This is a genomic window from Microlunatus elymi, assembly GCF_007362775.1.
GTDB classification, from domain to species: Bacteria; Actinomycetota; Actinomycetes; order Propionibacteriales; family Propionibacteriaceae; genus Microlunatus; species Microlunatus elymi.
Genome location: NZ_CP041692.1, coordinates 787,412 through 809,841, shown reverse-complemented (window position 1 = coordinate 809,841; position 22,430 = coordinate 787,412). Strand labels below are relative to the sequence as shown.

The 22,430-nt window shown below is 67.4% G+C and carries 23 protein-coding genes; 12 read left to right on the top strand and 11 right to left on the bottom strand.

The window, feature by feature from the left end; genetic code table 11:
* Positions 1 to 154 precede the first annotated feature (154 nt).
* The 6 genes from acs to FOE78_RS03530 all read left to right on the top strand — a co-directional run bounded on the left by acs (position 155) and on the right by FOE78_RS03530 (position 6,874).
* Positions 155 to 2,113, top strand: coding sequence for an acetate--CoA ligase (gene acs / locus FOE78_RS03555; protein ID WP_143985095.1), 1,959 nt, complete (start codon positions 155 to 157; stop codon positions 2,111 to 2,113).
* Positions 2,114 to 2,117: 4 nt separating this feature from the next.
* Entirely contained in the window at positions 2,118 to 2,711 is a 594-nt protein-coding gene (locus tag FOE78_RS03550; protein WP_143985094.1) for a YbjQ family protein, read from the top strand.
* A 120-nt stretch (positions 2,712 to 2,831) separates the two neighbouring features.
* Entirely contained in the window at positions 2,832 to 4,058 is a 1,227-nt protein-coding gene (gene nhaA / locus FOE78_RS03545) for a Na+/H+ antiporter NhaA (RefSeq protein ID WP_228266027.1), read from the top strand.
* Positions 4,059 to 4,162: 104 nt separating this feature from the next.
* Positions 4,163 to 4,660, top strand: a complete 498-nt coding sequence (locus tag FOE78_RS03540; protein WP_143985093.1) for a phage holin family protein — start codon at positions 4,163 to 4,165, stop codon at positions 4,658 to 4,660.
* 112 nt (positions 4,661 to 4,772) lie between these two features.
* The gene (locus FOE78_RS03535; RefSeq protein WP_143985092.1) at positions 4,773 to 6,152 is read left to right on the top strand and encodes an ATP-binding protein; all 1,380 of its coding nucleotides are present in this window, start codon (positions 4,773 to 4,775) and stop codon (positions 6,150 to 6,152) included.
* Positions 6,149 to 6,874, top strand: a complete 726-nt coding sequence (locus FOE78_RS03530; protein WP_143985091.1) for a response regulator — start codon at positions 6,149 to 6,151, stop codon at positions 6,872 to 6,874. The genes FOE78_RS03535 and FOE78_RS03530 overlap by 4 nt, the downstream gene beginning before the upstream one ends.
* 84 nt (positions 6,875 to 6,958) lie before the next feature.
* Here the strand turns inward: FOE78_RS03530 and FOE78_RS03525 are convergent, their stop codons facing one another.
* Both FOE78_RS03525 and FOE78_RS03520 read right to left on the bottom strand, forming a co-directional pair.
* Positions 6,959 to 7,765, bottom strand: a complete 807-nt coding sequence (locus FOE78_RS03525) for an ABC transporter permease (RefSeq protein ID WP_143985090.1) — start codon at positions 7,763 to 7,765, stop codon at positions 6,959 to 6,961.
* Complete coding sequence (locus FOE78_RS03520) at positions 7,762 to 8,736, bottom strand: ATP-binding cassette domain-containing protein (protein WP_143985089.1); 975 nt, start codon at positions 8,734 to 8,736, stop codon at positions 7,762 to 7,764. The genes FOE78_RS03525 and FOE78_RS03520 overlap by 4 nt, the downstream gene beginning before the upstream one ends.
* A 132-nt stretch (positions 8,737 to 8,868) precedes the next feature.
* On the opposite strand from FOE78_RS03520, the gene FOE78_RS03515 reads away from it, so the two are divergent.
* The 4 genes from FOE78_RS03515 (at position 8,869) to FOE78_RS03500 (ending at position 12,945) form a co-directional block, all read left to right on the top strand.
* Positions 8,869 to 10,074 (top strand): sensor histidine kinase, encoded by a 1,206-nt coding sequence (locus FOE78_RS03515; RefSeq protein WP_143985088.1) that lies wholly within the window; start codon positions 8,869 to 8,871, stop codon positions 10,072 to 10,074.
* Positions 10,071 to 10,778 carry a response regulator transcription factor gene (locus tag FOE78_RS03510; protein ID WP_228266026.1) on the top strand — a complete coding sequence of 236 codons (708 nt, stop codon included), beginning with the start codon at positions 10,071 to 10,073 and terminating at the stop codon, positions 10,776 to 10,778. The genes FOE78_RS03515 and FOE78_RS03510 overlap by 4 nt, the downstream gene beginning before the upstream one ends.
* A gap of 140 nt (positions 10,779 to 10,918) precedes the next feature.
* The gene (locus FOE78_RS03505) at positions 10,919 to 11,803 is read left to right on the top strand and encodes an ABC transporter ATP-binding protein (RefSeq protein ID WP_143985086.1); all 885 of its coding nucleotides are present in this window, start codon (positions 10,919 to 10,921) and stop codon (positions 11,801 to 11,803) included.
* Positions 11,800 to 12,945 carry an ABC transporter permease gene (locus FOE78_RS03500; RefSeq protein ID WP_143985085.1) on the top strand — a complete coding sequence of 382 codons (1,146 nt, stop codon included), beginning with the start codon at positions 11,800 to 11,802 and terminating at the stop codon, positions 12,943 to 12,945. Before FOE78_RS03505 ends, FOE78_RS03500 begins: the two co-directional genes overlap by 4 nt.
* Before the next feature lie 1,008 nt (positions 12,946 to 13,953).
* Here the strand turns inward: FOE78_RS03500 and FOE78_RS03495 are convergent.
* From FOE78_RS03495 to nth, 4 genes are read right to left on the bottom strand one after another with little or no spacing between them, the layout of a single operon-like run.
* Positions 13,954 to 14,631, bottom strand: coding sequence for an HD domain-containing protein (locus tag FOE78_RS03495; protein WP_143985084.1), 678 nt, complete (start codon positions 14,629 to 14,631; stop codon positions 13,954 to 13,956).
* A complete protein-coding gene (locus tag FOE78_RS03490) occupies positions 14,621 to 15,343 on the bottom strand; it encodes an NUDIX hydrolase (protein ID WP_168207358.1) in 723 nt (240 codons plus the stop codon). The genes FOE78_RS03495 and FOE78_RS03490 overlap by 11 nt, the downstream gene beginning before the upstream one ends.
* Positions 15,340 to 15,933 (bottom strand): TlpA family protein disulfide reductase, encoded by a 594-nt coding sequence (locus tag FOE78_RS03485; RefSeq protein ID WP_228266025.1) that lies wholly within the window; start codon positions 15,931 to 15,933, stop codon positions 15,340 to 15,342. Before FOE78_RS03485 ends, FOE78_RS03490 begins: the two co-directional genes overlap by 4 nt.
* Positions 15,934 to 15,986: 53 nt before the next feature.
* A complete protein-coding gene (gene nth, locus FOE78_RS03480) occupies positions 15,987 to 16,640 on the bottom strand; it encodes an endonuclease III (protein WP_210414946.1) in 654 nt (217 codons plus the stop codon).
* Between the two features lie 339 nt (positions 16,641 to 16,979).
* Between nth and FOE78_RS03475 the strand changes: the two genes are divergently transcribed.
* Positions 16,980 to 17,657 carry a Crp/Fnr family transcriptional regulator gene (locus FOE78_RS03475; RefSeq protein WP_143985080.1) on the top strand — a complete coding sequence of 226 codons (678 nt, stop codon included), beginning with the start codon at positions 16,980 to 16,982 and terminating at the stop codon, positions 17,655 to 17,657.
* A 147-nt stretch (positions 17,658 to 17,804) separates the two neighbouring features.
* Here the strand turns inward: FOE78_RS03475 and FOE78_RS03470 are convergent, their stop codons facing one another.
* The 5 genes from FOE78_RS03470 to FOE78_RS03450 form a co-directional block, all read right to left on the bottom strand.
* Entirely contained in the window at positions 17,805 to 19,367 is a 1,563-nt protein-coding gene (locus FOE78_RS03470; RefSeq protein WP_143985079.1) for a S1C family serine protease, read from the bottom strand.
* An 84-nt stretch (positions 19,368 to 19,451) separates the two neighbouring features.
* Entirely contained in the window at positions 19,452 to 20,174 is a 723-nt protein-coding gene (locus FOE78_RS03465) for an MBL fold metallo-hydrolase (RefSeq protein WP_228266024.1), read from the bottom strand.
* 59 nt (positions 20,175 to 20,233) lie between these two features.
* Positions 20,234 to 20,971 carry an NUDIX hydrolase gene (locus FOE78_RS03460; RefSeq protein WP_143985077.1) on the bottom strand — a complete coding sequence of 246 codons (738 nt, stop codon included), beginning with the start codon at positions 20,969 to 20,971 and terminating at the stop codon, positions 20,234 to 20,236.
* A 2-nt stretch (positions 20,972 to 20,973) separates the two neighbouring features.
* On the bottom strand, positions 20,974 to 21,441 hold the full coding sequence (locus FOE78_RS03455; RefSeq protein ID WP_143985076.1) for a RidA family protein: 468 nt from the start codon (positions 21,439 to 21,441) through the stop codon (positions 20,974 to 20,976).
* 2 nt (positions 21,442 to 21,443) lie between these two features.
* Complete coding sequence (locus tag FOE78_RS03450; protein WP_143985075.1) at positions 21,444 to 21,623, bottom strand: DUF4177 domain-containing protein; 180 nt, start codon at positions 21,621 to 21,623, stop codon at positions 21,444 to 21,446.
* A 118-nt stretch (positions 21,624 to 21,741) separates the two neighbouring features.
* On the opposite strand from FOE78_RS03450, the gene npdG reads away from it, so the two are divergent.
* The gene (gene npdG, locus FOE78_RS03445) at positions 21,742 to 22,419 is read left to right on the top strand and encodes an NADPH-dependent F420 reductase (protein ID WP_143985074.1); all 678 of its coding nucleotides are present in this window, start codon (positions 21,742 to 21,744) and stop codon (positions 22,417 to 22,419) included.
* The last annotated feature ends 11 nt before the right edge of the window (positions 22,420 to 22,430 follow it).

Here is a 22,430-nt window from a genome sequence, read left to right as displayed (position 1 = left end):
TCGGAGCAGATTGCCGCAACGGCCCGTTTCGAGGGGGTGCGGGCCATCTGCTCCGACATTCTTACCACTTCGGGTCGCGACCCGCCCCGGACAGGGGCCGACAACGGTCACTAGGCTGTCGCCCGCGAATCGTGTTCACCCAAGGAGGCGTGTTGTGAGTGACGAGACCCTGGAAAATCTGCTCTCCGAGGATCGGCGGTTTCCACCGCCGGCGGATCTCGCCGCCGACGCCAACATCACCCAGGCGACCTACGACGAGGCGAATGCCGACCCGGAGGCGTTCTGGGCCGAGCGCGCCGACCTGCTGACCTGGGGAAGCAAGCCGACCCAGACCCTGGACTGGAGCAACCCGCCGTTCGCCACGTGGTTCGCCGACGGCACCCTGAACGCGGCCTACAACGCGTGCGATCGGCATGTCGAAGCCGGAAACGGCGACCGAGTGGCGTTCCACTTCGAGGGCGAGCCGGGCGACAGCCGCGACATCACCTACGCCGAACTCACCACCGAGGTGAAGAAGGCGGCCAACGCGCTGCTCGAACTCGGCGTGAAAACCGGTGACCGGGTGGCCATCTACATGCCGATGATCCCGGAGGCCGCGATCGCGATGCTGGCCTGCGCCCGGATCGGTGCACCGCACACGGTTGTCTTCGGCGGGTTCTCCGCCGACGCGCTGGCCAGCCGGATCACCGACTGCGGCTGCGAGGTGGTGATCACCGCCGACGGCGGCTACCGCAAGGGCAAGGCGTCCTCGCTGAAGCCGGCCGTCGATCAGGCGCTGCAGCAGTGCCCGGAGGTCCGCAACGTGCTGGTGGTCAAGCGGACCGGCCAGGATGTCGAGATGGCCGAGGGCCGGGACCTGTGGTGGGGCGACTTCGTCGGCAAACAGTCCGCCGAGCACACGCCGGAGAACTTCCCGGCCGAGCATCCGCTCTACATCATGTACACCTCCGGCAGCACCGGGAAGCCGAAGGGCATCCTGCACACCACCGGTGGCTACCTGGTCGGCACCGCGTACACCCATTGGGCGACGTTCGACCTGAAGCCGGAGACCGACGTCTTCTGGACCGCGGCCGACATCGGCTGGGTCACCGGGCATTCGTACCTGGTCTACGGGCCGCTGGTGAACGGCACCACCAGCGTGATGTACGAGGGCACGCCGGAGACCCCGCATCAGGGCCGCTGGTGGGAGATCATCCAGAAGTACAAGGTGTCCATCCTCTACTGCGCGCCCACCGCGATCCGCACCTTCATGAAGTGGGGCGCCGGCATCCCGGCCAAGTTCGACCTGTCCAGCCTGCGGGTGCTCGGCTCGGTCGGCGAGCCGATCAACCCCGAGGCCTACGTCTGGTATCGGGAGAACATCGGTGGCAACCGCACCCCGGTGGTCGACACCTGGTGGCAGACCGAGACCGGCATGCACATGATCACGCCGATGCCCGGGGTCACGTCCGGCAAGCCGGGTGCCGCGATGACTCCGTTCCCCGGGGTCAGCATTGACGTGGTCAACGACGAGGGCCATCCGGTCGGCAACGGCGAGGGCGGCTACCTGGTGATCACCAAGCCGTGGCCGGCCATGCTGCGTACGTTGTGGGGTGACGACGAACGCTACGTCAGCACGTACTGGTCCCGGTTCGACGGTCTCTACTTCGCCGGCGACGGCGCGAAGAAGGACGCCGACGGTGATCTGTGGCTGCTCGGCCGGGTCGATGACGTGATGAACGTGTCCGGGCACCGGATGTCGACCACCGAGATCGAGTCGGCGCTGGTGTCGCACGAGAAGGTCGCCGAGGCCGCGGTGGTCGGGGCGACCGACGAGACCACCGGGCAGGCGATCGTGGCGTTCGTGATCCTGCGGTCCGAGGCGGGCGACGGCGGAGCGGACGTGGTGAAGGAGCTGCGTCAGCACGTGGCGAACGAGATCGGTCCGATCGCCCGGCCGCGGCAGATCATGATCGTGGAGGAGCTGCCGAAGACGCGTTCGGGCAAGATCATGCGGCGGCTGCTGCGTGACATCGCCGAGAACCGCGAGCTCGGCGACGTCACCACTCTGCAGGACTCGACGGTGATGGACCTGATCAAGACCAACCTGGCCACCGCTCCGAGCGAGGACTGAGAAGATGATCATCGTCACCACCAACGAGGTGGCCGGGTACGGGATCGAGGCGGTCCTCGGCGAAGTGATGGGCATGACCGTCCGCGCGGCCAACATCGGTGCCAACTTCGTCGCCGGCTTCCGGGCCATCGGAGGAGGCGAAGTCACCGAATACACCAAGCTCGTGTACGAGAGCCGCAACGAAGTGATGAACCGGATGTGGGCGGATGCGCAGCAGCGCGGCGCGAACGCGATCATCGGGATGCGGTTCGACACCGGTGACATCGGCCAGAACTTCACCGAGATCTGCGCCTACGGCACCGCGGTGGTCGTCCGGCCGCTCGCTGACGGCGAAGCCGGAGCGACCACGCAGTCGATCCAGCAGGCCGTACAGTCGGGTCATCGTCCGGCCGCGCCGCAGCAGGCGCGTCCCGGGCAGGGCCAACCGGCTCCGCAGCCCTCGGGTCCGGCACCGCAACCCTCGGGCCCGGCACCGCAACCCTCGGGACCGCAGCCGGGGGTTCACGGCTACTCGCCGCAGGTGCCCCCTCCCCAGGTCGGCCCGCCGCAGGTCGGCCAACCCGGTCAGCAGCCTCCGAAGCCGGGCGACTGGCGCTGAACTGACGGGGCGCTCCGGACTCGGTCGCGGAGGAATGGCGGGTGGTACCGATAGGCTGACCGGTGGAGCGCCGGGAAGTCTGGTCGGCAGAACGTGTGCTGTCGACCCCGGAAGGGCCCCGTGACCGACTCCGATTCCAATTCCGATCCTGCCGCCGGACGCCGAATGATCTTCGGCGCCGGACCCGACCGCCGGACGATCGCCGAGATCCTGCGGGACGAAACGTTCGGCGGCGTACTGATGCTGGTGGCCGCCGCCGTCGCCCTGATCTGGGCCAATCTCGACCATGCTTCGTACGACCTGGTCCGCGACGTGCGGCTGGGGCCGCTGTCCCTGGAGCACTGGGCATCCGACGGGCTGCTGGCGATCTTCTTCTTCGTCGCCGGGCTCGAGCTCAAACGGGAGCTGACGGTCGGCTCGCTGTCGCGTCCGGCCGACGCGCTGGTGCCGATCGTCGCGGCGGTCTGCGGGATGGTGATGCCGGCGGTCGTCTTTCTGCTGATCAATCTGCCCGCCCGCGGCGGACGGCCCGAAGGCTGGGCGATTCCAATGGCCACCGACATCGCCTTCGCGTTGGCCATCCTCGGCGTGGTCGGCCGGGGACTGCCGGCCAGCCTGCGGGCGTTTCTGCTGACCCTGGCGATCGTCGACGACCTCGGCACCATCGCCGTGATCGCGACCGTCTTCACCGACACCATCCGGCTCGGCTGGCTGCTGGGCGCGGCCGGCTGTGTCCTGCTGTGGTGGTTGTTGCAGCGGCGGCGCATCGACCGCTGGTGGATCTTCCTGCCGCTCGGTGTGCTGGCCTGGGTCTGCACGTTGCAGAGCGGAGTGCACGCGACCATCGCCGGCGTGGCGATCGGTCTGGTGACCCGTTCGGGCCTTCGGGAGGATCACCCGCCGGTGGAGCGCTGGGAGCACGTCTGGCGGCCGGTCTCCAGCGCGGTCGCGGTGCCGCTGTTCGCCTTGCTGTCGGCCGGCGTCTCGCTCAGCCCGAGGGTGCTGGCCCAGCTGGTGCACGAGCCGCTGGCGATCGGCGTAGTGGCCGGCCTGGTGCTCGGCAAGACGATCGGCGTCTTCGGCGGCGCCTATCTGACGGCCCGGTTCACGCGGGCCGAGTTGGCGCCCGGGCTGCGCTGGCGGGAGGTGTTCTCGGTGGCGGTGCTGGCCGGGGTCGGGTTCACCGTCGCTCTGCTGGTTTCCGACCTGGCCTTCCCGGACGACCCGGGACTCGCCGAACACGCGAAGACCGCGGTGCTCATCGGCTCCGTACTGGCCGGGATCCTGGCGACGATCAGCTTGACCCGGCGGAGCCGATCACGACGCCGAGTCAGCAACGTTGATTGACACTGCCGGATGGGTAAGCAACCGATGATCATCCACTCCGATAGGCTCAACCGAGGTTCATCGGCGTCTAGCGTCGTTCGGCGACGCGGGAGGAGAACGCGGTCATGGCGAACTCGCGATCGGAGCAGACTCCTGGATCGACCCCCGAGGCTCCCGGCGTCGCCGACATCGTCAAGGACATCCAGGGCGACATCAGGACGCTGATCCAGGGTGAGGTCGAACTCGCCAAACAGGAGTTGATGCCGTCGGCGCAGAAGGCGGGTGCCGGTGCCGGCATGTTCTCCGGCGCGCTCTACCTGGTTCTGAACGCGTTGATCTTGCTCTTCATCGCCGGCGCGTTGTTCATCTGGCAGTGGCTGGACGTGCCGATCGCGGTGGCGTTCGTGATCATGGCCGGTGTGCTGGTGGTGATCGCCGGTGTGCTCGGCCTGATCGGCTACGTGCTGGTCCGCAAGATCAAGGGTCCCGAGCGCGCCATCGCCCAGGGGCAGCAGACCGCGAACGCGGTGAAGGCCGCGATCGCCCGCGGCAATGCTGCCGCCACCGCCAAGACCATCGAGGCCACGCCGGCGCACGCGGCCCTGCCCACCGACTCCCACTGACCGAGTTGTCAGAACGTGGTTGGGCTATAGGCCAACCACGTTCTGACAAGTCGGCAGGGATCTCCGTCGTACGAGGGATCCCTGCGGTCGAGCGGCTGGTTACGGTGGTCCGGTGAGTGCACCAGCCGGCTCGACATCGTACGACGGTCCGCCGCCGGGCCGTGATGTCCACATCTCCGACTCGCTGAGCGAGTTGATGCCCAGCATCGATCCGCCCTATCCGGGTTGGCATCGGCCGGCTCCGGGACCGGTGGGGCGGCGAGCCGACCTGGTTGCGGCGATCGCGCTCTGCGTGGCCGCGGTGATCACCATGCCGCTCTATCCGTGGGCCGGGCTGGCCTCGCCCACCCATGCTCCGCTCTGGCTGGAGTTGATCTGGTCCGCGGTGCTCACGGTGCCGCTCATCTGGCGCCGGCAACATCCCAACCTGGTGGCGCTGATCGTCGCTGCCGCCTTCCTGGCCGGCGGGATCGCGTTCGGGGTGTCGTTGTTCTTCCACAACATCGCCTTGTTCGTCGCGTTCTACACCGTCGGCGCCTGGGAGCCGAATCGGCAGCGAGCCCGCTGGACCCGGTTGCTGATCATGGCCGGGATGTTCGCCTGGTTGATCATCGCGATCTTCATCTACGCCACCCGGCCGATGACTGACGCACCGGCGCAGACCGGACCGTTCTCGCCGTTCGTCTCGATCGCGCTGATCCAGCTGCTCACCAACGCCACCTTCTTCGTCGGCGCCTACTACCTGGGCAATCGCAGCTACGCGCAGGCGATCGAGCAGGACACGTTGCTCCGCCGGACCCAGGAGTTGGCAGAAGAACGCGCCCGTTCGACCCGGCAGGCGATCATGCTCGAACGGCTCCGGATCGCCCGCGAGTTGCACGACGTGGTGGCCCATCACGTTTCGGTGATGGGTGTCCAGGCCGGGGCTGCGCGGCTCGCCCTGGACCGATCCCCCGACACCAGCCGGGTCGCACTTGATCAGATCGAGTCGAGCGCCCGGGACGCGATCGAGGAGTTGCGCGGCATCCTCGGCACGCTGCGGGACGAACCCGGCACACCGGATCAGAGCAAGATCAACTCCGCTCCGACGATCGGCGTCCAGCGTCTGGACGAACTGGTCCAGCAGTTGATCATGGACGGAATGCCGGTCCGGCTGGAGGTGATCGGCGAGCCTCGACCGCTACCATCGGTGACCGATCTGAACATCTACCGGATCACCCAGGAAGCCTTGACCAACGTACGCAAACATGCCGGGCCGCGAGCGACCGCCGACGTCCGATTGCGCTACTACCCGGACGAAGTGGAGATCGAGATCAGCAACAGTGGCAGCCAGCGGCCCACCCGCGGCAACGGCACCGGACTGGGACAGCAAGGCATCCGCGAGCGGGTGGCAGCATCGGGCGGCACCGTCGAACTCGGCCCGCTGCAACGGGGCGGCTACCTGGTCCGCGCCCGGATGCCGCTGCCCCGACCGACCGGCAGCCGGCCATGATCACCGCGGCCGCTCCGGTCCGGGTGCTGATCGTCGATGATCAAGAACTCGTCCGGTACGGATTCCGAGTGATCTTGGACCTGACCGAGGGCATCGACGTGGTCGGGGAGGCGGTCAACGGTGAGCAGGCGATTCTCCGGGCGCAGGAGCTGAAGCCCGATGTGATCTGCATGGACGTACAGATGCCGATCATGGACGGCCTGGCAGCGACCCGGCAGCTGGTCGACGATCCGCGGGTGGATGCGGCAGTGTTGATCTTGACCACGTTCGACCGAGACGACTATCTGTACGAGGCCCTGCAGGCCGGCGCCAGCGGATTCCTGCTGAAGAACAGCTCTCCGGAGAGTCTGATCGAGGCCGTACGAGTGGTGGCCGCCGGCGATGCGCTGCTGTCCCCCGCGGTCACCAAACGGGTGATCGCCCGCTTCGCGGGACGTCTTGATCATGAGTACCGGGCAGATCATGATCAAAAACCGGTCGCGGCTCGCCGACCGCGACCGGCCGGGACACCTGCGCCACCGCAACTCACCGAACGCGAGGCCGAGGTGCTGCGGTTGCTGGCCCAAGGCATGTCCAACGCCGAAATCGCCGGCTGTCTGGTCGTCGGCGAAGCAACCGTGAAGACTCATGTCTCCAACCTGCTGGCGAAACTCCAGCTCCGGGACCGGATCCAGGCCGTGATCTACGCCTACGAGAACCAGATCGTCATCCCCGCCGACTGAACCTGCCCCCATCCACCGACTTGTCAGCGTCAGGGAGCGCTATGGCGCCTCCTGACGCTGACAAGTCGGGGATATCGAGAGTGATCAGGAGATCTCGCTGCGGACGATCCGGATCGTGCCGAGCACCAGCGGGAGCACCAGCCAGATCCCACCGGACACCGCCAGGTGGGCCCAGTCCGACCCGGCCATGGTCGCGGTCAGCCCGGCCTGAGCACCGGAGAAGTCGATCCAAGGCACGACCTTCTCGGCCGGCTTCCACAAGGACGCCAGCGGCAGCAGCATCGGCAACACCAACGCGTACCCGACATAGGCGACGATCGAGGCGGGCGTGTTCAAGATCAACGCCGCCAGCGCCATCCCGCTGATCACCGCGATCACCTGCTGAGCAAGGAATCCGAGGAACGGTCCCATCGGTAACGCCCAGTCGACCGGCCGGTCCGCTATCGCGCCGGCAACGGGTGTGGCGGCGGCAGCAATCGCGAGTACGACCGCCGTCGCGGCCACCGCCATGATCACCCCCGCGCCCAGCTTGGCCGCGATCACCTGGATCCGGCGCGGCTCCAGAGTGAAGGTGATCAAGGTGGTTCGCTGGCTCCATTCGCTGGTGATCAACAAGATGCCCAGGATCGGCAACAACATCGCGGTCGCGACACCGGTCGTGAAGGCAAGATCGCCGAAGGACAGACCGATCTCGTCGACAGTCCGGCCGAGCGCGATCTGGATGGCCAACACCACCAACACCAGGGCGGCGATGATGATCATCAACGTACGCCCGGACCGGGTGTCGACCGACTTGCGGAGCTCCACCAGCACCTGCCGGTCGAAGCGGTTGGCAACGGACGGGATGCTGCGGCCCTGCGGCCGCGCCGGGACGGTGGCGGCGGTGGTCATCGGACGGCTCCTGTCAGGTTGTTGTCGTGCTGCCGGCTGGACGGATCAAGATCGGGTACGGCCGCAGATCCGCCCACCGACTCGCGCGCGGTCCCGCTGGTCAGCCGGAAGAACTCCTCCTCCAGGCTGCTGCCGGCGGCCCGGCTGAGGTGTTTCAGAGCGATCCGCTGTGCTGCGGCGACCGCGCCCACGGCAGCCGGCTCGGCGTTCACGGTCAGTCCGATGCCGTCCGGTCGGGCCTGATGTCCGGCCGCGGCGAGCGCGCCGGCCAAAGCTCGGTTGTCGTCGGAGTCGACCTGGGTGCTGGTGCTGGTCAGGTCGTTCAGCAGATCCTGTTTGGTGCCGGTGGCCAGCACCCGCCCGTCGCCGATCAGGACGAGATCGTCGGCCACCAGCTCCACCTCGTGGATCAGATGGCTGGACAGCAGCACGGTGCCGCCGGCCTGCGCGTGGTCGGCCAGCAGTTGCCGGATCCAGCGGATCCCCGACGGGTCCAGCCCGTTGGCCGGTTCGTCGAAGATCAACACCTCCGGATTCGCCAGCAGCGCGTGGGCGATGCCGAGCCGCTGCCGCATGCCGAGCGAGTACGCCCTGACCCGGCGCTTCGCTTCCGCGGTCGACAGGCCGACCAGGTCCAGCACCTCCTTCACCCGCCGGGTCGGCAACCCGAGGCTGCGCGCCCCCAGCGTCAGCACTTCGGCGCCGGTCCGGCCGCCGTGCTGGGCGCCCGCATCGAGCATCACGCCGACCACGTGTCCGGGCGACGGAAGCTGCACGTACGGCACACCGTCGAAGGTGACCGCACCCGCTGACGGTCGGGACAGACCGACCATGATCCGCATCATGGTGGACTTGCCGGCACCGTTGGGGCCGAGCAGGCCGGTGACCCGGCCGCGTTCGCAACCGAACGAGACGTCGCGCAGCGCGTGCGCGGCGCCGTACTGCTTGGAAACTTGATTCGCAACGATCATGGCCTCAGCCTCGTTGCCGTCGCGTCCGTACGGTATCGGGCGACGGCATCGACCTCGGTCATCCTTTGGTCGCATGACGATCGTCCGATCGCCGGCTCGAACCTCGCCGATCGGCAGGTTAGGTTCGCTCAGGTGAACGTCGGAAAGTATCAACCGCCGCCCGTCAGCCGCCGCGGCTATCTGTGGCGGATCCTGGTTGCGGCGGCGATCAGCCTGACGGTTTTCATCGCCGACTCGTCCGACGCGTCGACGGTGATGCTGATCGTCGATCTGGTCGCAGCCGCGATCTGCTGGCCGCTGGTGTTCTGGCGTCGTCGCCGGCCCGCCGCGGTGGCGTTGATCATCGGCCTGCTGGCTGCCGTCTCACCGCTGTCCACCGGACCCGCCCTCTGGGCCGGCTTCTCGCTGGCCACCACCCGTCGCTGGTCGCAGTACGTACTCGTCGCCGGCGCCTGTCTGGCGGCCAGCTTCGCGTACGCACCGATCCACGATCCGCACGTGTTCGACGACATCCGATTCCGCGACGCCAACGGGAAATTGCTGTCCTACTGGCCGATCACCCTGCTCGTCGTGGTGCTGTTGATCTTGGTCGTGGTCGGTTTGATGGTGTTGATCGCCGCCTGGGGTGGGCAGGTCGGTGCCCGCCGGGAATTGCTGTGGACGCTGCGCGATCGGGCCGAACGCGCCGAGGCCGAACGCGATCTTCGGGTGGCCCAGGCTCGCAGCCTGGAACGGGAGCGGATCGCCCGCGAGATGCACGACGGGCTGGCGCACCGCATCTCGCAGATCTCCATGCACGCGGGCGCTCTCGCCTTTCGCGACGGCTTGTCGGCGACCGAACTGCATCAGTCGATGGAGATCATCCAGCAGGCTTCCCATCAGGCCATGATCGAATTGCGCGACGTGCTCGGTGTGCTCCGGGACACCGACGGCGGCGACGGCACCCGGCCGTTGCCGACCTCGGCGGACGTCGCTGAGTTGATCACCTTCAACCGAGCCGCCGGGATGGAGGTGATCGATCAGATCGACCCGATGATCTCCGAGCGGCTGCCCGACCAACTCGGCCGGGCCGTCTACCGGATCGTCCAGGAGGGGTTGACGAACGCGTCCCGGCACGCACCCGGTGCGCCAGTGAGTGTGACCATCGAGGGCGCGGTCGGCGAGCAGGTGACGGTGACGATCAGCAACCCGTTGCGGATCGTCGGCTCGTCACTGCCCGACTCCGGCTTCGGCCTGATCGGGTTGCAGGAGCGCGTGGCGCTGCTCGGCGGCACGCTGCAGTCCGGCAGCCGCTTCGACCGCTACCAACTGCAGGTCCGGCTACCGTGGTCGGCGTGACTGAGCCGCCAGCTGGCCGATCGACCGGGACCGAGTCGGATCCGAGCCGACCGACACGGATCCTGATCGTCGACGACGATCCGATCGTACGGTCGGCGCTGGGGCTGATGCTCGGCGGTCAGCCCGATTTCAGCGTCGTCGGTGAGGCGATCAACGGCCGAGATTGCCTTGCACAGTTGGGAACCCTGCAACCCGACCTGATCCTGATGGATCTGCGGATGCCGGTGCTGGACGGCATCCGGACCACCCGCGAGATCACCGCCGGCCACCCGACGATCACGGTGATCGCGCTGACCACCTTCGACACCGACGACATGGTGCTGGCCGCGCTCTCCGCCGGCGCGGACGGATTCCTGCTCAAGGACACGCCGCCGGCGAAGTTGGTGTCCGCGATCCGCGCGGTCCGCGACGGCGAGCCGATCCTGTCGCCGAGTGCGGTTCGTACGCTGCTGCACCACGTCCAGGCCGATGACCGAACCGAGCGCCGGGAGCGGGCCAGGGCACGACTCGCCGAGTTGTCCGAACGGGAGTTGGAGGTGGCGATGGCGATTGCCGACGGCGCCAACAACGCCGAGATCGCCGGCCGGCTGCAACTGTCGGTGCCGACGGTGAAAACGTACGTGTCCCGGCTGCTGGACCGACTCGAACTCAACAACCGGGTCCAGATCGCGATCTGCGTCCAGCAAGCCGAACTGACCCCATAACCCCCGACTTGTCAGCGGGAGAAGGCGCTATCGCGCTTCCTGACGCTGGCAAGTCGGAGGATCTCCGTCGTGAGGTGGAGGGACGAAGACCCACCGTGCGGGGGATGCGCCGACGATGTTGATCTTCGTACGGTGTGAGCATGCTGGAAGTGAAGAAGATCAACAGATCGTTCGACGGGCGCCGGGTGCTCACCGACGTGAGCTTCACCGTCGAGAGCGGACGGCTGACCGGGTTCGTCGGACGCAACGGTGCCGGCAAGACCACCACGATGCGGATCATGCTCGGCGTACTGACCGCCGACAGCGGCGAGGTGCGGCTGAACGGCGCCGAGATCACCGAGTCCGACCGGCGCCGCTTCGGCTACATGCCGGAGGAACGCGGGCTGTATCCGAAGATGCCGATCGGTGAGCAGCTGATCTATCTGGCCCGGCTACACGGACTGACACCGGCGGCGGCCCGCAGCAACACCACCGACCTGCTGGACAAGCTCGGGTTGGCCGACCGGATCGGTGATCGGGTCGAGGCACTCTCCTTGGGCAACCAGCAACGAGCCCAGGTCGCGGCCGCGCTGGTGCACGACCCGGAGGCGTTGATCTTGGACGAGCCGTTCTCCGGTCTCGATCCGCTGGCCGTCGAGGTGGTGCTCGGCGTGCTGGCCGAACGTGCTGCTGCCGGCGTGCCGGTGCTGTTCTCCTCGCACCAGTTGGACATCGTGGAACGGCTCTGCGACGACCTGGTGATCATTGCCGATGGCAGCATCCGCGCCGCCGGGGACCGGGAGGAGTTGCGGGAGCAGTACGCCGGCAGCAGCTATCGGGCCACGTTCGGCGCCGACGCCGGCTGGCTCCGTGATCAACCCGGCATCGTGGTCCGCGAGTTCGACGGACCGAACGCGCTCTTCGACGCCGAGTCGCCCGAGGCAGCGCAGGCCGTGCTGCGCAACGCGATCGAACGCGGTCCCGTCTTCAACTTCACCCCGCACCGGCCCCGGCTGGCCGAGATCTTCAAGGAGGTCATCCAGTGACCAGCACCCTTCAGTCCACGACGTCCCCGGCCGGTGGCAACGGCCCGTCGACGCCGAATCTCGGCCAGTCCGTCTGGCTGGTCGCCGAACGCGAGATCATCGCCCGGGTCCGGAGCAAGGCATTCCTGATCTCCACCGGGCTGATGCTGGTCGCGGTGCTGGCGGCAGTGATCATCGGCGGTGCACTCAGCCAACGCCAGTCCACCACCACCGTCGCCGTCGCCGCGGTCGGACCGGCCGCCGCCGAACTCGCCCACGTACCCAACGTCACGGTGAAGTCCGTACCCGATCGCGATGCCGCGGAGAAGTTGATCAACGACGGCACCGTCGACGCCGCGGTGATCAGCGACTCCGGCAACCCGACCGGTTTCAAGATCATCGCCGACGACTCGGCCCCGGACAACCTGGTGGCCGCGCTCAGCATCAGCCCATCGGTGGAGTTGCTCAACCCGAACGCGACACCACCCGGGGTGCGCTACCTGGCAGCGCTCGGATTCGGGCTGCTGTTCTTCATCTCGGCGACCACCTTCGGCGGCACCATCGCACAGAGTGTGGTGGAGGAGAAGCAGACCCGGATCGTCGAGATCCTGTTGTCCACCATCCCGGCTCGGGTGTTGCTGACCGGCAAGATCGTCGGCAACAGTTTGCTCGCCTTCGGCCAGGTGGTGCTGATCGGTGCCTGTGCGGTGATCGGCATGACGGTCACCGGCAACAACGAGCTGTTGTCGGCACTGGGCGCGCCGCTGGCCTGGTTCGTCGTCTTCTTCGTGATCGGATTCGTGTTGCTGGCTGCGTTGTTCGCCGCCGCCGCGTCGTTGGTGTCGCGACAGGAGGACGTGCAGTCCACGGTGGCGCCGGTCACCATGCTGGTGATGATCCCGTACTTCCTGGTGATCTTCTTCAACAACAACGATCTCGTGGTGACGATCATGTCGTACGTTCCGTTCTCGGCCGCCGTCGGTATGCCGCTGCGGATCTTCCTCTCCGAAGCCGCCTGGTGGGAACCGCTGCTGTCGCTGTTGATCTTGGTCGCCAGCACCGTCGTGGTGATCTTGGTCGCCGCCCGGATCTACCGCAACGCCCTGCTTCGTACGGGATCCCGAGTCTCCCTGCGCGAAGCCCTGCACACCAGCAGGAGCTAGCGCCAGTACCCAGCTCGCCGTCGGCCGCTCGGATGATCACGACCCCAGGCACACAATCCGCACGGCGTACGCATGCTGCATCGATCCGCCAGGTAGCTGTGATGCGGTAACGAGCTGGCACGGTGCGGATGGCCGGGCCATCCAGGTCATCCGCGCCGAATCCGTCCGCGGACCCGCTCAACGCGTGGCTCTCTACCCCAGCGGGACTGTCGCCACAGCAGCCTCCTGCCACGCTTCGCAACCTGGGTCACCAAAGTCGCGGTCCGCGCCGGTGACGGCGCCGGTTCGCGCCCCGGTCACCAAAGCGCGCCGTCCATCAGATCCGAAAGGACCGGATCCAAGGAGGTCTTGCACCCATAGCGGGCCCGGATCGACCCGAACCTCCTGCAATTCGCACACCCTGCCGAGCCAAGGAGCCGCTCCAGCGCTCATCCCAACGGGCTCGGATCCGAGGAGGTCCCGCACCCACAGCAGGCCCGGATCGACCAGAACCTCCTGCAATTCGCACACCCTGCCGAACCAAGGAGCCGCTCCAGCGCTCATCCCAACGGGCTCGGATCCGAGGAGGTCCCGCACCCACAGCAGGCCCGGATCGACCAGAACCTCCTGCAATTCGCAGAGTCGACCAACCCACAAGGAATCCCCAAGCCGCAATGGATGCAATGGGTCGATTGCTCGAGATCACTAGATTTCGCCGAGGGTCCTACTGTTTGGCCGAGCCAGCAGCACACGATCGGGCGAAGTCTGCTGCGTTAGCTCGGAATAATCCGAACAACCTCGGACAAATACCCGCGCGCCCTTCGACAGGCGGGATCAGCCCTGGTTCCTCGCACTGTCGCAAGCTCGGCGGTTGGGCCGCGCGCAGCACCACCCAAAGTCGTGTTGTCACGAGTTCGGGCTGCCGGTCGATTGCCGACAGGCAGGGGATCGGGCGGTACAGGCCGGAGTTGTACCAGTGTGGAGATGCGTGGCCCGAATCGAGATCAGGGGCCGGGCGAGCAGCTGGGGTCAGCGGGTGTTGAGGGGCCAGCCGTCCGGATCCAGTTGATCACCGATGCCGAGCTGTTCGATCAGCCGGAATGCTTCGTTGGTGACGTTGGCCTGGGCGGCCGGGTTCAGCTTGCGGCCCTTACTGGTCCGGTAGATCTCCCGCCCGCCGAACTTGAGCAGCACATCGAGCCGGCCGCGGGCGAAGTCATGATCATCGACCTTCGCGTACTCCTGCCGGACATCGTCGACGTAGCGGCGATACTCGTCCGGTTCCGCCGCGAGGATGGACAGGTCGGCATCGCACAGCAACTCGCCGTCGGGATCCGAGCCGGTGGGTCGATGGGTCTCGGTCAGCCGTACCAGCCGGGCGACCTCGCCGATCTCCTCCTGCTCGAATCCGCACCGTCCGAGCGTCCGGATCGCCAACCGGGCCGAGGCTTCCTCGTTGCTGATCTGCCCGACCGGAATCGCGTACACCGCGTCGTGGAACCAGGCCGCCAGCCGGACCAGGAAAAGATCATGCTTGCCGGTGGCCAGCCCTTCCACCTGGTCCAGCACCCGAGCCAGGTGCCGCCGGTCGTGATAGTGCCGGTGCGGCTCGGCGTAGCGCTGCAGCAGCTCTCCGCCGACATCGGCATGCTCCGGCAGCAGGTTCGCGAACCGGGCCGCCAGCTGGTCGGTCAGGTCATCGGTCATCGGGCTGCTCCTCTGCCAGTTCAAGATCATCTTCTCTGTCGTCCACCACGTCCGGTCCGGGATCCGTGTTCTCCGGCCGGCCGAGATAGCGCTGCGGTACGGCCATGGTGCGGTGGCGATCCCATGGCCGTTGCCATCCTCCGCGCGACAGTACGCCGTTGACCATGTGGGCGGTCAGACCCCAGATCAGCAGATCGCCGATCAGGAAGCCCGGTCCGATCCGGCCGCTGGGGTGAGTCATCGCGAAACGGTTGGCGGGCTCGGTCAGCTCCGCGATCGGAATCCGGTGTACGGAGGCGACCTCGCCGGGGTCGGCTGCGGTGACCGGACTCGGCCGCCGCCACCAGCCTAGTTCCGGAGTCACCCGGTAGCCGCTGATCGGCACCTCGATGGTGGCGAGCTCGCCGAACACGTCGACACCGTCGGGATCCAGGCCGGTCTCCTCGTGTGCCTCGCGCAGCGCGGTCGCGGCCAGATCATGATCATCGGGTTCGAAGCCCCCGCCGGGAAACGCCATCTGTCCAGGATGCGAACGCAGCAACGACGACCGCTCGATGAACAGCAGATCCGGGCCGTCAGCTCCTTCCCCGAACAAGATCAACACCGCGGCGGGACGACGTTCCTGCTGAGTGAATCGGTACGGCGTACCGGGATCACTCAAGGTGTCGCGCAGGGTGTTCAACCACGCCGGTAACTCGTCGTCGGTCCTCACAATGGGACCCCGAGATGATCATCGATGTCTCGCCGCAGTTGTTGATCGGAGGTGTAGGGACCGTTGTGCCGGTAGGTGATCTTGCCGTCCGCGTCGACGAAGAACGTCTGCGGCGGGCCAAGGATCTTCAGCGGCGCCTTGAGTTGTTGATCTTGATCCTGCAGTTGCGGATAGCTCCAGTCGGCCATTCCGGCATACTGGATCGCGGCGGCCGGATCGGGATCGTTGTAGTCGATGCCGAGGAAGTTGATCTTGTCGCCCGCCTTCGCCGAGAGCGATGCCAGATGCGGCGCCTCCTGCCGGCACGGCCGGCACCACTGGGCCCAGATGTTGATCACCATCGGCGTACCCCGCAACCCGGCCAGCCGGACCTCGCGGCCGCCGCCGAGACAGTCCAACGTGACGTCGGGCAACCCGTCGGCCCGGGCCGCCACGTTGGGATCGCTGGTCGGACAATCCGCGATCCCGGCCTCCTTCTTCAACTGGGCCAGTTCGCTGCTCGACGCACTCGACGCCGCGGACGACGGCGACCCGATCGATGATGGCCCGGCCTGTCCGGCGCCGTCCGAACTGCCACACCCGGCCACCACGACAAGTGCGCCGACAACCCCCGCAACGACAAGACCCCGGACACCCGAACCACTCATCCGCGCGGTTCCCGGACCAGCTTGGCTGCCTTGGCCGGGTCGGTCGGCCCCTCGCCGTAGGACGGGCACCAGCGGGCAAGCGGGCAGGCGCCGCAAGCGGGGTTGCGGGCATGGCAGCGGCGGCGGCCGTGCCAGATGATGTTCTGGCTGAGCTGGGTCCAGTCCTTGCGCGGGAACAGCTCGCCGATCTCGGCTTCGACCTTGTCGGGCTCGGTCTCGATGGTCCAGCCGAAGCGGCGCACCAGCCGGCCGACGTGGGTGTCGACGGTGATCCCGGGGACGTCGAACGCATTGCCCAGGACCACGTTGGCCGTCTTCCGGCCGACGCCGGGCAGGGTGACCAGCTCCTTGAGTTTGGCCGGCACCTCACCGTCGTACCGCTCGACCAGCGCGGCACCGAGCTTGAGCACCGTGTCGGTCTTGGCCCGGAAGAAGCCGGTCGGCTTCAGCAGCTCCTCCAGATCGGCCCGCTCGGCCCCGGCCAGCGCGGCCGCGTCCGGATAGCGGGCGAACAACGCGGGCGTGACCAGATTGACCCGCTTGTCGGTGGTCTGCGCGCTCAGGATGGTGGCGACGAGCAGCTGCAAGGGGTTGGCGAAGTCGAGCTCGCAGTGCGCATCCGGATACAACTCGTGCAGGACCCGGTTCATCGTGCGCGCTCGGCGGACCAGCGCGGTCCGGCTCTTGTCCACAACGCGGCTCCTCGGCACGGCAGCGGCCTTGTCCGCGACCTGGTGGACCGGCGTCGTGCCGATCACGGGATCGGCGCCGGACGCGGCCGGGGCGGACGAGGTCGAGCCTGTAGTCATGCCGGTCAGCCTACTGAGCGGCGCGGACAGCGGTTCCGGGACCGCTGAGGCCGCGATGTGCCGTCGACGGCGAAACTTCGATAGCCTCCCTGCGTTGTTCCGGCCCGCCGACGGACCTGGTGCAGAGCCGGGCCGCTGACTGTAGCCTGTCGTGGAAAATGCAGATGACCAGGAGGGCACGTGGACCCCGAAGTCTTGAAGCAGGCACCGCTGTTCAAGGGGCTCGAGGACGAGGCGGTGGCTGCGCTGTCCGCGACCATGGGCACCCTCAAGCTCGCCAAGGGCGAGATCCTGTTTCACGAGGGTGACACTGAGGACCGTCTGTACGTCGTCGTCAGCGGCAAGATCAAGTTGGGTCGCAGCGGTTCGGCCGGCCGGGAGAATCTGATGGGCGTGCTCGGCCCGGGTCAGATGTTCGGCGAGCTCTCCGTCTTCGACCCCGGCCCGCGATCCACCACCGCCACTGCGGTCACCAGCTGTGAACTGCGGGTGCTGGAGCACGACGTCCTGAATCAGTGGCTGGTCGGCCGCCCCGAGGTCGCCCAGGGTCTGCTCAGTCAGTTGGCCGGCCGATTGCGCCGGGCCAACGACACCACGGCGGACCTGGTCTTCTCCGACGTACCGGGCCGGGTTGCCAAGGCCCTGCTCGATCTGGCCGGCCGGTTCGGTGATCATCGCGAGGACGGCATCCACGTCCACCACGATCTGACCCAGGAGGAGCTGGCCCAGCTGGTCGGCGCCTCCCGCGAAACCGTGAACAAGGCGCTGGCCGATTTCGCCGCCCGTGGCTGGATCCGGCTGGAACCCCGTTCGGTCACCCTGATCGACGTCGAGCGGGTGGAGCGCCGCGCCCGCTGAGCTGCTGACCGCCCCGGCCTGATCCGCGCCAACTCCGCACCAGAATCACGCTCCCGCGCACCTGCGGCGCTCCCGCGCAAGTTCCAGCCTGCGCGAGAGAACCGAAGGTGCGCGGGAGCGATGTTTCGGCGCCCGGTGAGGATCGGATCAGGCGGTGCCGAGAGTGACCTGGGTGGACTTGGACTGGCCGTCGCGCTGGTAGTCGACCGTCACCGTGGTGCCCGGGGCGTAGTAGTGGGTGGCCGCGATCAAGCCGTCGGCGGTGGTCACCTTGAAGTCGTTCACCGCAGTCACCGTGTCGCCGGCCTTCAACCCGGCCTTGGCAGCGGGGCCGCCGGAATTGACGCTGTGCAGTTGAACTCCGGCAGTGGTCGAGCCGAGGGTGCCGCCCTCGCCGGCATCGATGGTGACGCCGAGGATGGCGTCGGCCGAGTGGCCGCTGTCGATCAACTGGGACGCGACCCGAACGGCGACGTCGGCCGGGATGGCGAAGCCGATGCCGATGTTGCCGGACTGGCTACCCGACTGGCTGTCCGCGGTGGAGGCGATCGAGGAGTTGATCCCCACCACCGAACCGTTCAGATTGACCAGCGGCCCGCCCGAGTTGCCCGGGTTGATCGCGGCGTCGGTCTGCACGGCCATGTAGACGGCGTCGTTGTTGTTGCCGGAACGGACCGGCCGCGCGGTGTTGGAGACGATGCCGCTGGTCACGGTCTGGGACAGTCCCAGTGGAGCGCCGACGGCGACCACCGACTGCCCCACCGTCAGCGAACTCGACTTGGCGAAGTCGGCCGGCGTCAGGTTCTTGACACCATGGACCTTGATCACCGCAAGATCATCGGTCTCGTCGGTGCCGACCACGGAGGCGCTGGCGGTCTTGCCGTTCATGAAGGTCACGGTGATCTTGGTCGGCGACTGCTGCTGGCTGCCGGGGAAGCCGTCCTGCGACTGCGAGCTGTCGGCGACCACGTGTGCGTTGGTCAGGATGTGCCCGCTGTTGTCCAGTACGACGCCGCTGCCGATGTCGCCGCTGCTGCCGCTCTGCACGGTGATCGTCACCACCGACGGCTCGATCACCTTGGCCGCGCCCTCGACGGTGCCGTCGGTCTTGGCCTGCTGTTGAGCGGTCTGGGTGTTGATCGTGATCGGTGAATTGACGCTGCTGCCGGCCTGACCATGATCAAGATAGGCGTACGAGCCGATACCCGCTCCGGCGCCGACCAGCGCCGCAACCGCCAACGACACGATCAGCAGGGCTCCGCGTCGCCGCGGCTTGGCTGCCGGCGTCGCGACCGGGAGGTAGCTAGTCGGAGGGAGTGAACCGCCCGCTGCGCCGCTGCCCTGAGCCGACGATGATCCACCGGCGGGCATGCCGCTGTCCTGTTGGCCGGCGTAGGAGGGCTGACCCGAGTAAGTCGACTGTTCGGTGAAGGAACTGCGGTACGGGTCAGTGGGCTGGTAGGACCCGGTGCCGTACGTCCCGGGACCGTACGGACCCGGATCAGAGGGTCCGTTCTGGTAGCCGGGGTGATGCGGCTGCTGTTGACCGAATCCGGTCTGCGGGTAGGGCTGCTGAGCCGAGGACTGTCCGCCGTACGACCGCGGGACCCTGTCCTCGGACGACAGGTCTTCCGATGATGAATCCGCACCGTGCGGTGCGCTCGACGGCCACTGCGGGTCGTTCCCGGTTCCGGGCACGTTCTCGTTCATGCACCCAGGTTGCGCGCGGTTCTTATGCCGTTGCTGTGAAGGTGCTGTCGACTGTCCTTGTGCTGCTCAGCGCCCGGCTACGGCTCAGGACCTTTGCAGATAGGCAAGCTGTGCGCGGACGGACTGCTCCGCGGCCGGCCACAGTCCCGGATCGGTGTCGGCGTAGACGATCCGGACCACGTCCATCGGCGCCCGGGCGCCGGAGTCCAGCGCCGCCCGCACCTGATCCAGCCGCTGTTGCCGATGGGTCCGGTAGTAGCGCAACACCCCGGCCGGGTCACCAACCCGATCACCGTGGCCGGGCAGCAACTCGGCCACGCCATGATCATCAACGATGTTGATCATGGTCTGCAGGGACTCGAAGTAGTCGGCAAGATCACCGTCGGGATGGGTGATCACCGTGGTCCCGCGGCCGAGCACCATGTCGCCGGTGATCAACATCGCCGGCTGGTGTCGCCCGGTGATCAAGAACGAGGTCGAATCGCTGGTGTGTCCGGGCGTCTCCACTGCCGTCAATGCAAGCTCACCAAGATCGAGATGGTATCCGTCCTCGAGCTCGCAGTCCTGATCACTGGCGAACGCCGGATCGGCGGCCATCACCTGGCAGCCCGCCAGCTCGGCCATCCGAGCGGCGCCGTCGGAATGATCATGATGTCGATGGGTAAGCCAGACTGCGCTGGCCTGACCGCCGGCGATCTCCAGTACCCGTTCCAGATGATCTTGGTCGAGCGGGCCCGGATCGATGATCACCGGAGCGATGTGGGCCGGATCGCCGATCACCCAAGTGTTCGTCCCGTCCAGGGTCATCGGCCCAGGGTTGGGCGCCAACAATCTCTGCACCCCAGGCGCCACCGCCTCGTACCCGTTCATCGCTCATCGCCGTCTCTTGACTTGTCAGTCGGTGGTGTTGCTATAACGACACCAGAGACTGACAAGTCGGAGTAGTCGAAGATCCAACCCGCCGGTCCGCGAACCACCCGCGGCAGTACGGTCTCGACCCGCCGGTCCGGACAGCCGGCCAGCGCGTCGGCGACCGTCGCGAACGAATCCAGCTCGATCAAGATCGAGCGGGTCGGCGGCATCAGCGCCAACTCGCCGGCGTCAGCAGCCGCCAGCAGCGCTGCCGGCGTACGCCATTCCGCCTTCCAGGTCTCGCCGGAGATGTCGGCGGCCGTCTGTCCGACCGGCAGTTCGGCCAGATAAAAGAAGGTGTCGTAGCGGCGCGGTTCCAGCTCGGGAGTGATCCAGTGTGCCCACGGCTGCAGCTGCTCGGGTTCGAGCCGGACTCCGGTCTCCTCCTCGGTCTCTCGGACCGCGCAGCGCAGCAACGGACCGGAGGTCGGTGTGTAGCCGGCGGACAGTACGCCGTCGACCGGGTCCAGCCGACCACCAGGGAAGACCACCATGCCGGCCGCGAACGGCATCCGGCTGTGCCGATGCAGGGCGTACGTCTCGACGCCGCCTTCATGATCACGCAACAGCACGACGCTGGCCGCCGGATGCGGAACGACAACCGAATCGGCCCGACTGTCGATCTTGGCGATCACCGACTCGGGCACCCGCCGATCCAACGCCGACAGCACATCCCGCGACGAGGTGATCATGGTCAATAAACAACCTTGCCGATGATCTCCACCTCGACCGGCGCGTCCAGCGGCAGCGCGGCAACGCCGACCGCACTGCGGGCATGCACGCCGTCTTCGGAGAAGATCGCGGCCAGCAGATCGCTGGCGCCGTTGGCGACCGTCGGTTGCGCGGTGAAGTCCGGGGCGCTGGCCACGAAGACCACGACCTTGGCGATCTTGCTGATCTTGTCCACCCCGCCGACCGCAGCCGCGGCCGCCGCAACCGCATTCAGGGCAGCGATTCGGGCTGCTTCGCTCGCTTCGTCGACCGAGACCTCTGCGCCGACCTTGCCGACGGCGGTGAGCTCGCCGCCGACCATCGGCAACTGTCCCGAGCTGTAGATCAACCCGTCGAGCACCACGGCCGGCCGGTAGGAACCGATCGGCGACGCCACGTCCGGCAGCGTCAGCCCGAGCTCGGCTAGCCGCTGGTTCACATCCCCGGCCATGGTCAGCCCTGGCTGCCCGAACCGGGCTCCTCGATCGGCCGCTTCAGGTAGGCGACCAGATTCTCCGCGTTCATCCCCGGAACGATCTGCACCAGCTCCCAGCCGTCGGCACCCCAGTTGTCCAGGATCTGCTTGGTCGCATGCACCAGCACCGGCACCGTCACGTACTCCCATTTCGTCATGCGCTCACCCTACTGAGGCCCGCGTTGCCGGTCCTGAGTAGGAGCGATGAGCGGGCCGTGAGGATTCGAGCAGGGCGACAAGTCGGGGTGGGATCCGGCGCGCACTAACATCGGGGCCATGACTGAAGGCGCCTCCACCGCTGATCCCGGGCACCCCGGGTCGATCGGGATCCTGGGCGGGACCGGTCCGCAGGGGCGCGGGTTGGCGCGTCGTTTCGCTGCGGCGGGCTATCGGGTGGTGATCGGTTCTCGCAGTGCCGAACGCGCGGCCGAGACGGCACAGCAGTACGCCGAGATAGGCGACGTCAGCGGCGCGGTGAACGCCGATGCCGCGGCGGCCGACCTGGTGATCGTGGCGGTCCCGTACGACGGCCACGCCGAGTTGCTGACCGAACTGGCGCCCAAGCTGGCCAGCAAGATCGTGGTCGACTGCGTGAACCGGATCGGCTTCGACAAGCACGGCCCGTACCCGGTCCCGGTGCCGGCCGGATCCAGCGCCCAGGAGGCCGCCGAGCTGCTGCCGGACTCGACGGTGATCGCAGCCTTCCACCACGTCAGTTCCGCCCTGCTGGACGACTCGGACGTGGACAAGATCGAATTGGACGTGCTGGTGCTCGGCGAGGACCGGCAGGCGATCGGTGTTGTCTGCGATCTCGCCGCGGCGATTCCCGGCGCCCGCGGCATCTACGGCGGCCGGCTGCGCAACGCGGCGCAGGTGGAGGCGTTCACCGCCAACCTGATCGCGATCAACCGGCGGTACAAGGCGCACGCCGGCCTGCGCATCACCGACGTCTGAGGTAGTTGATC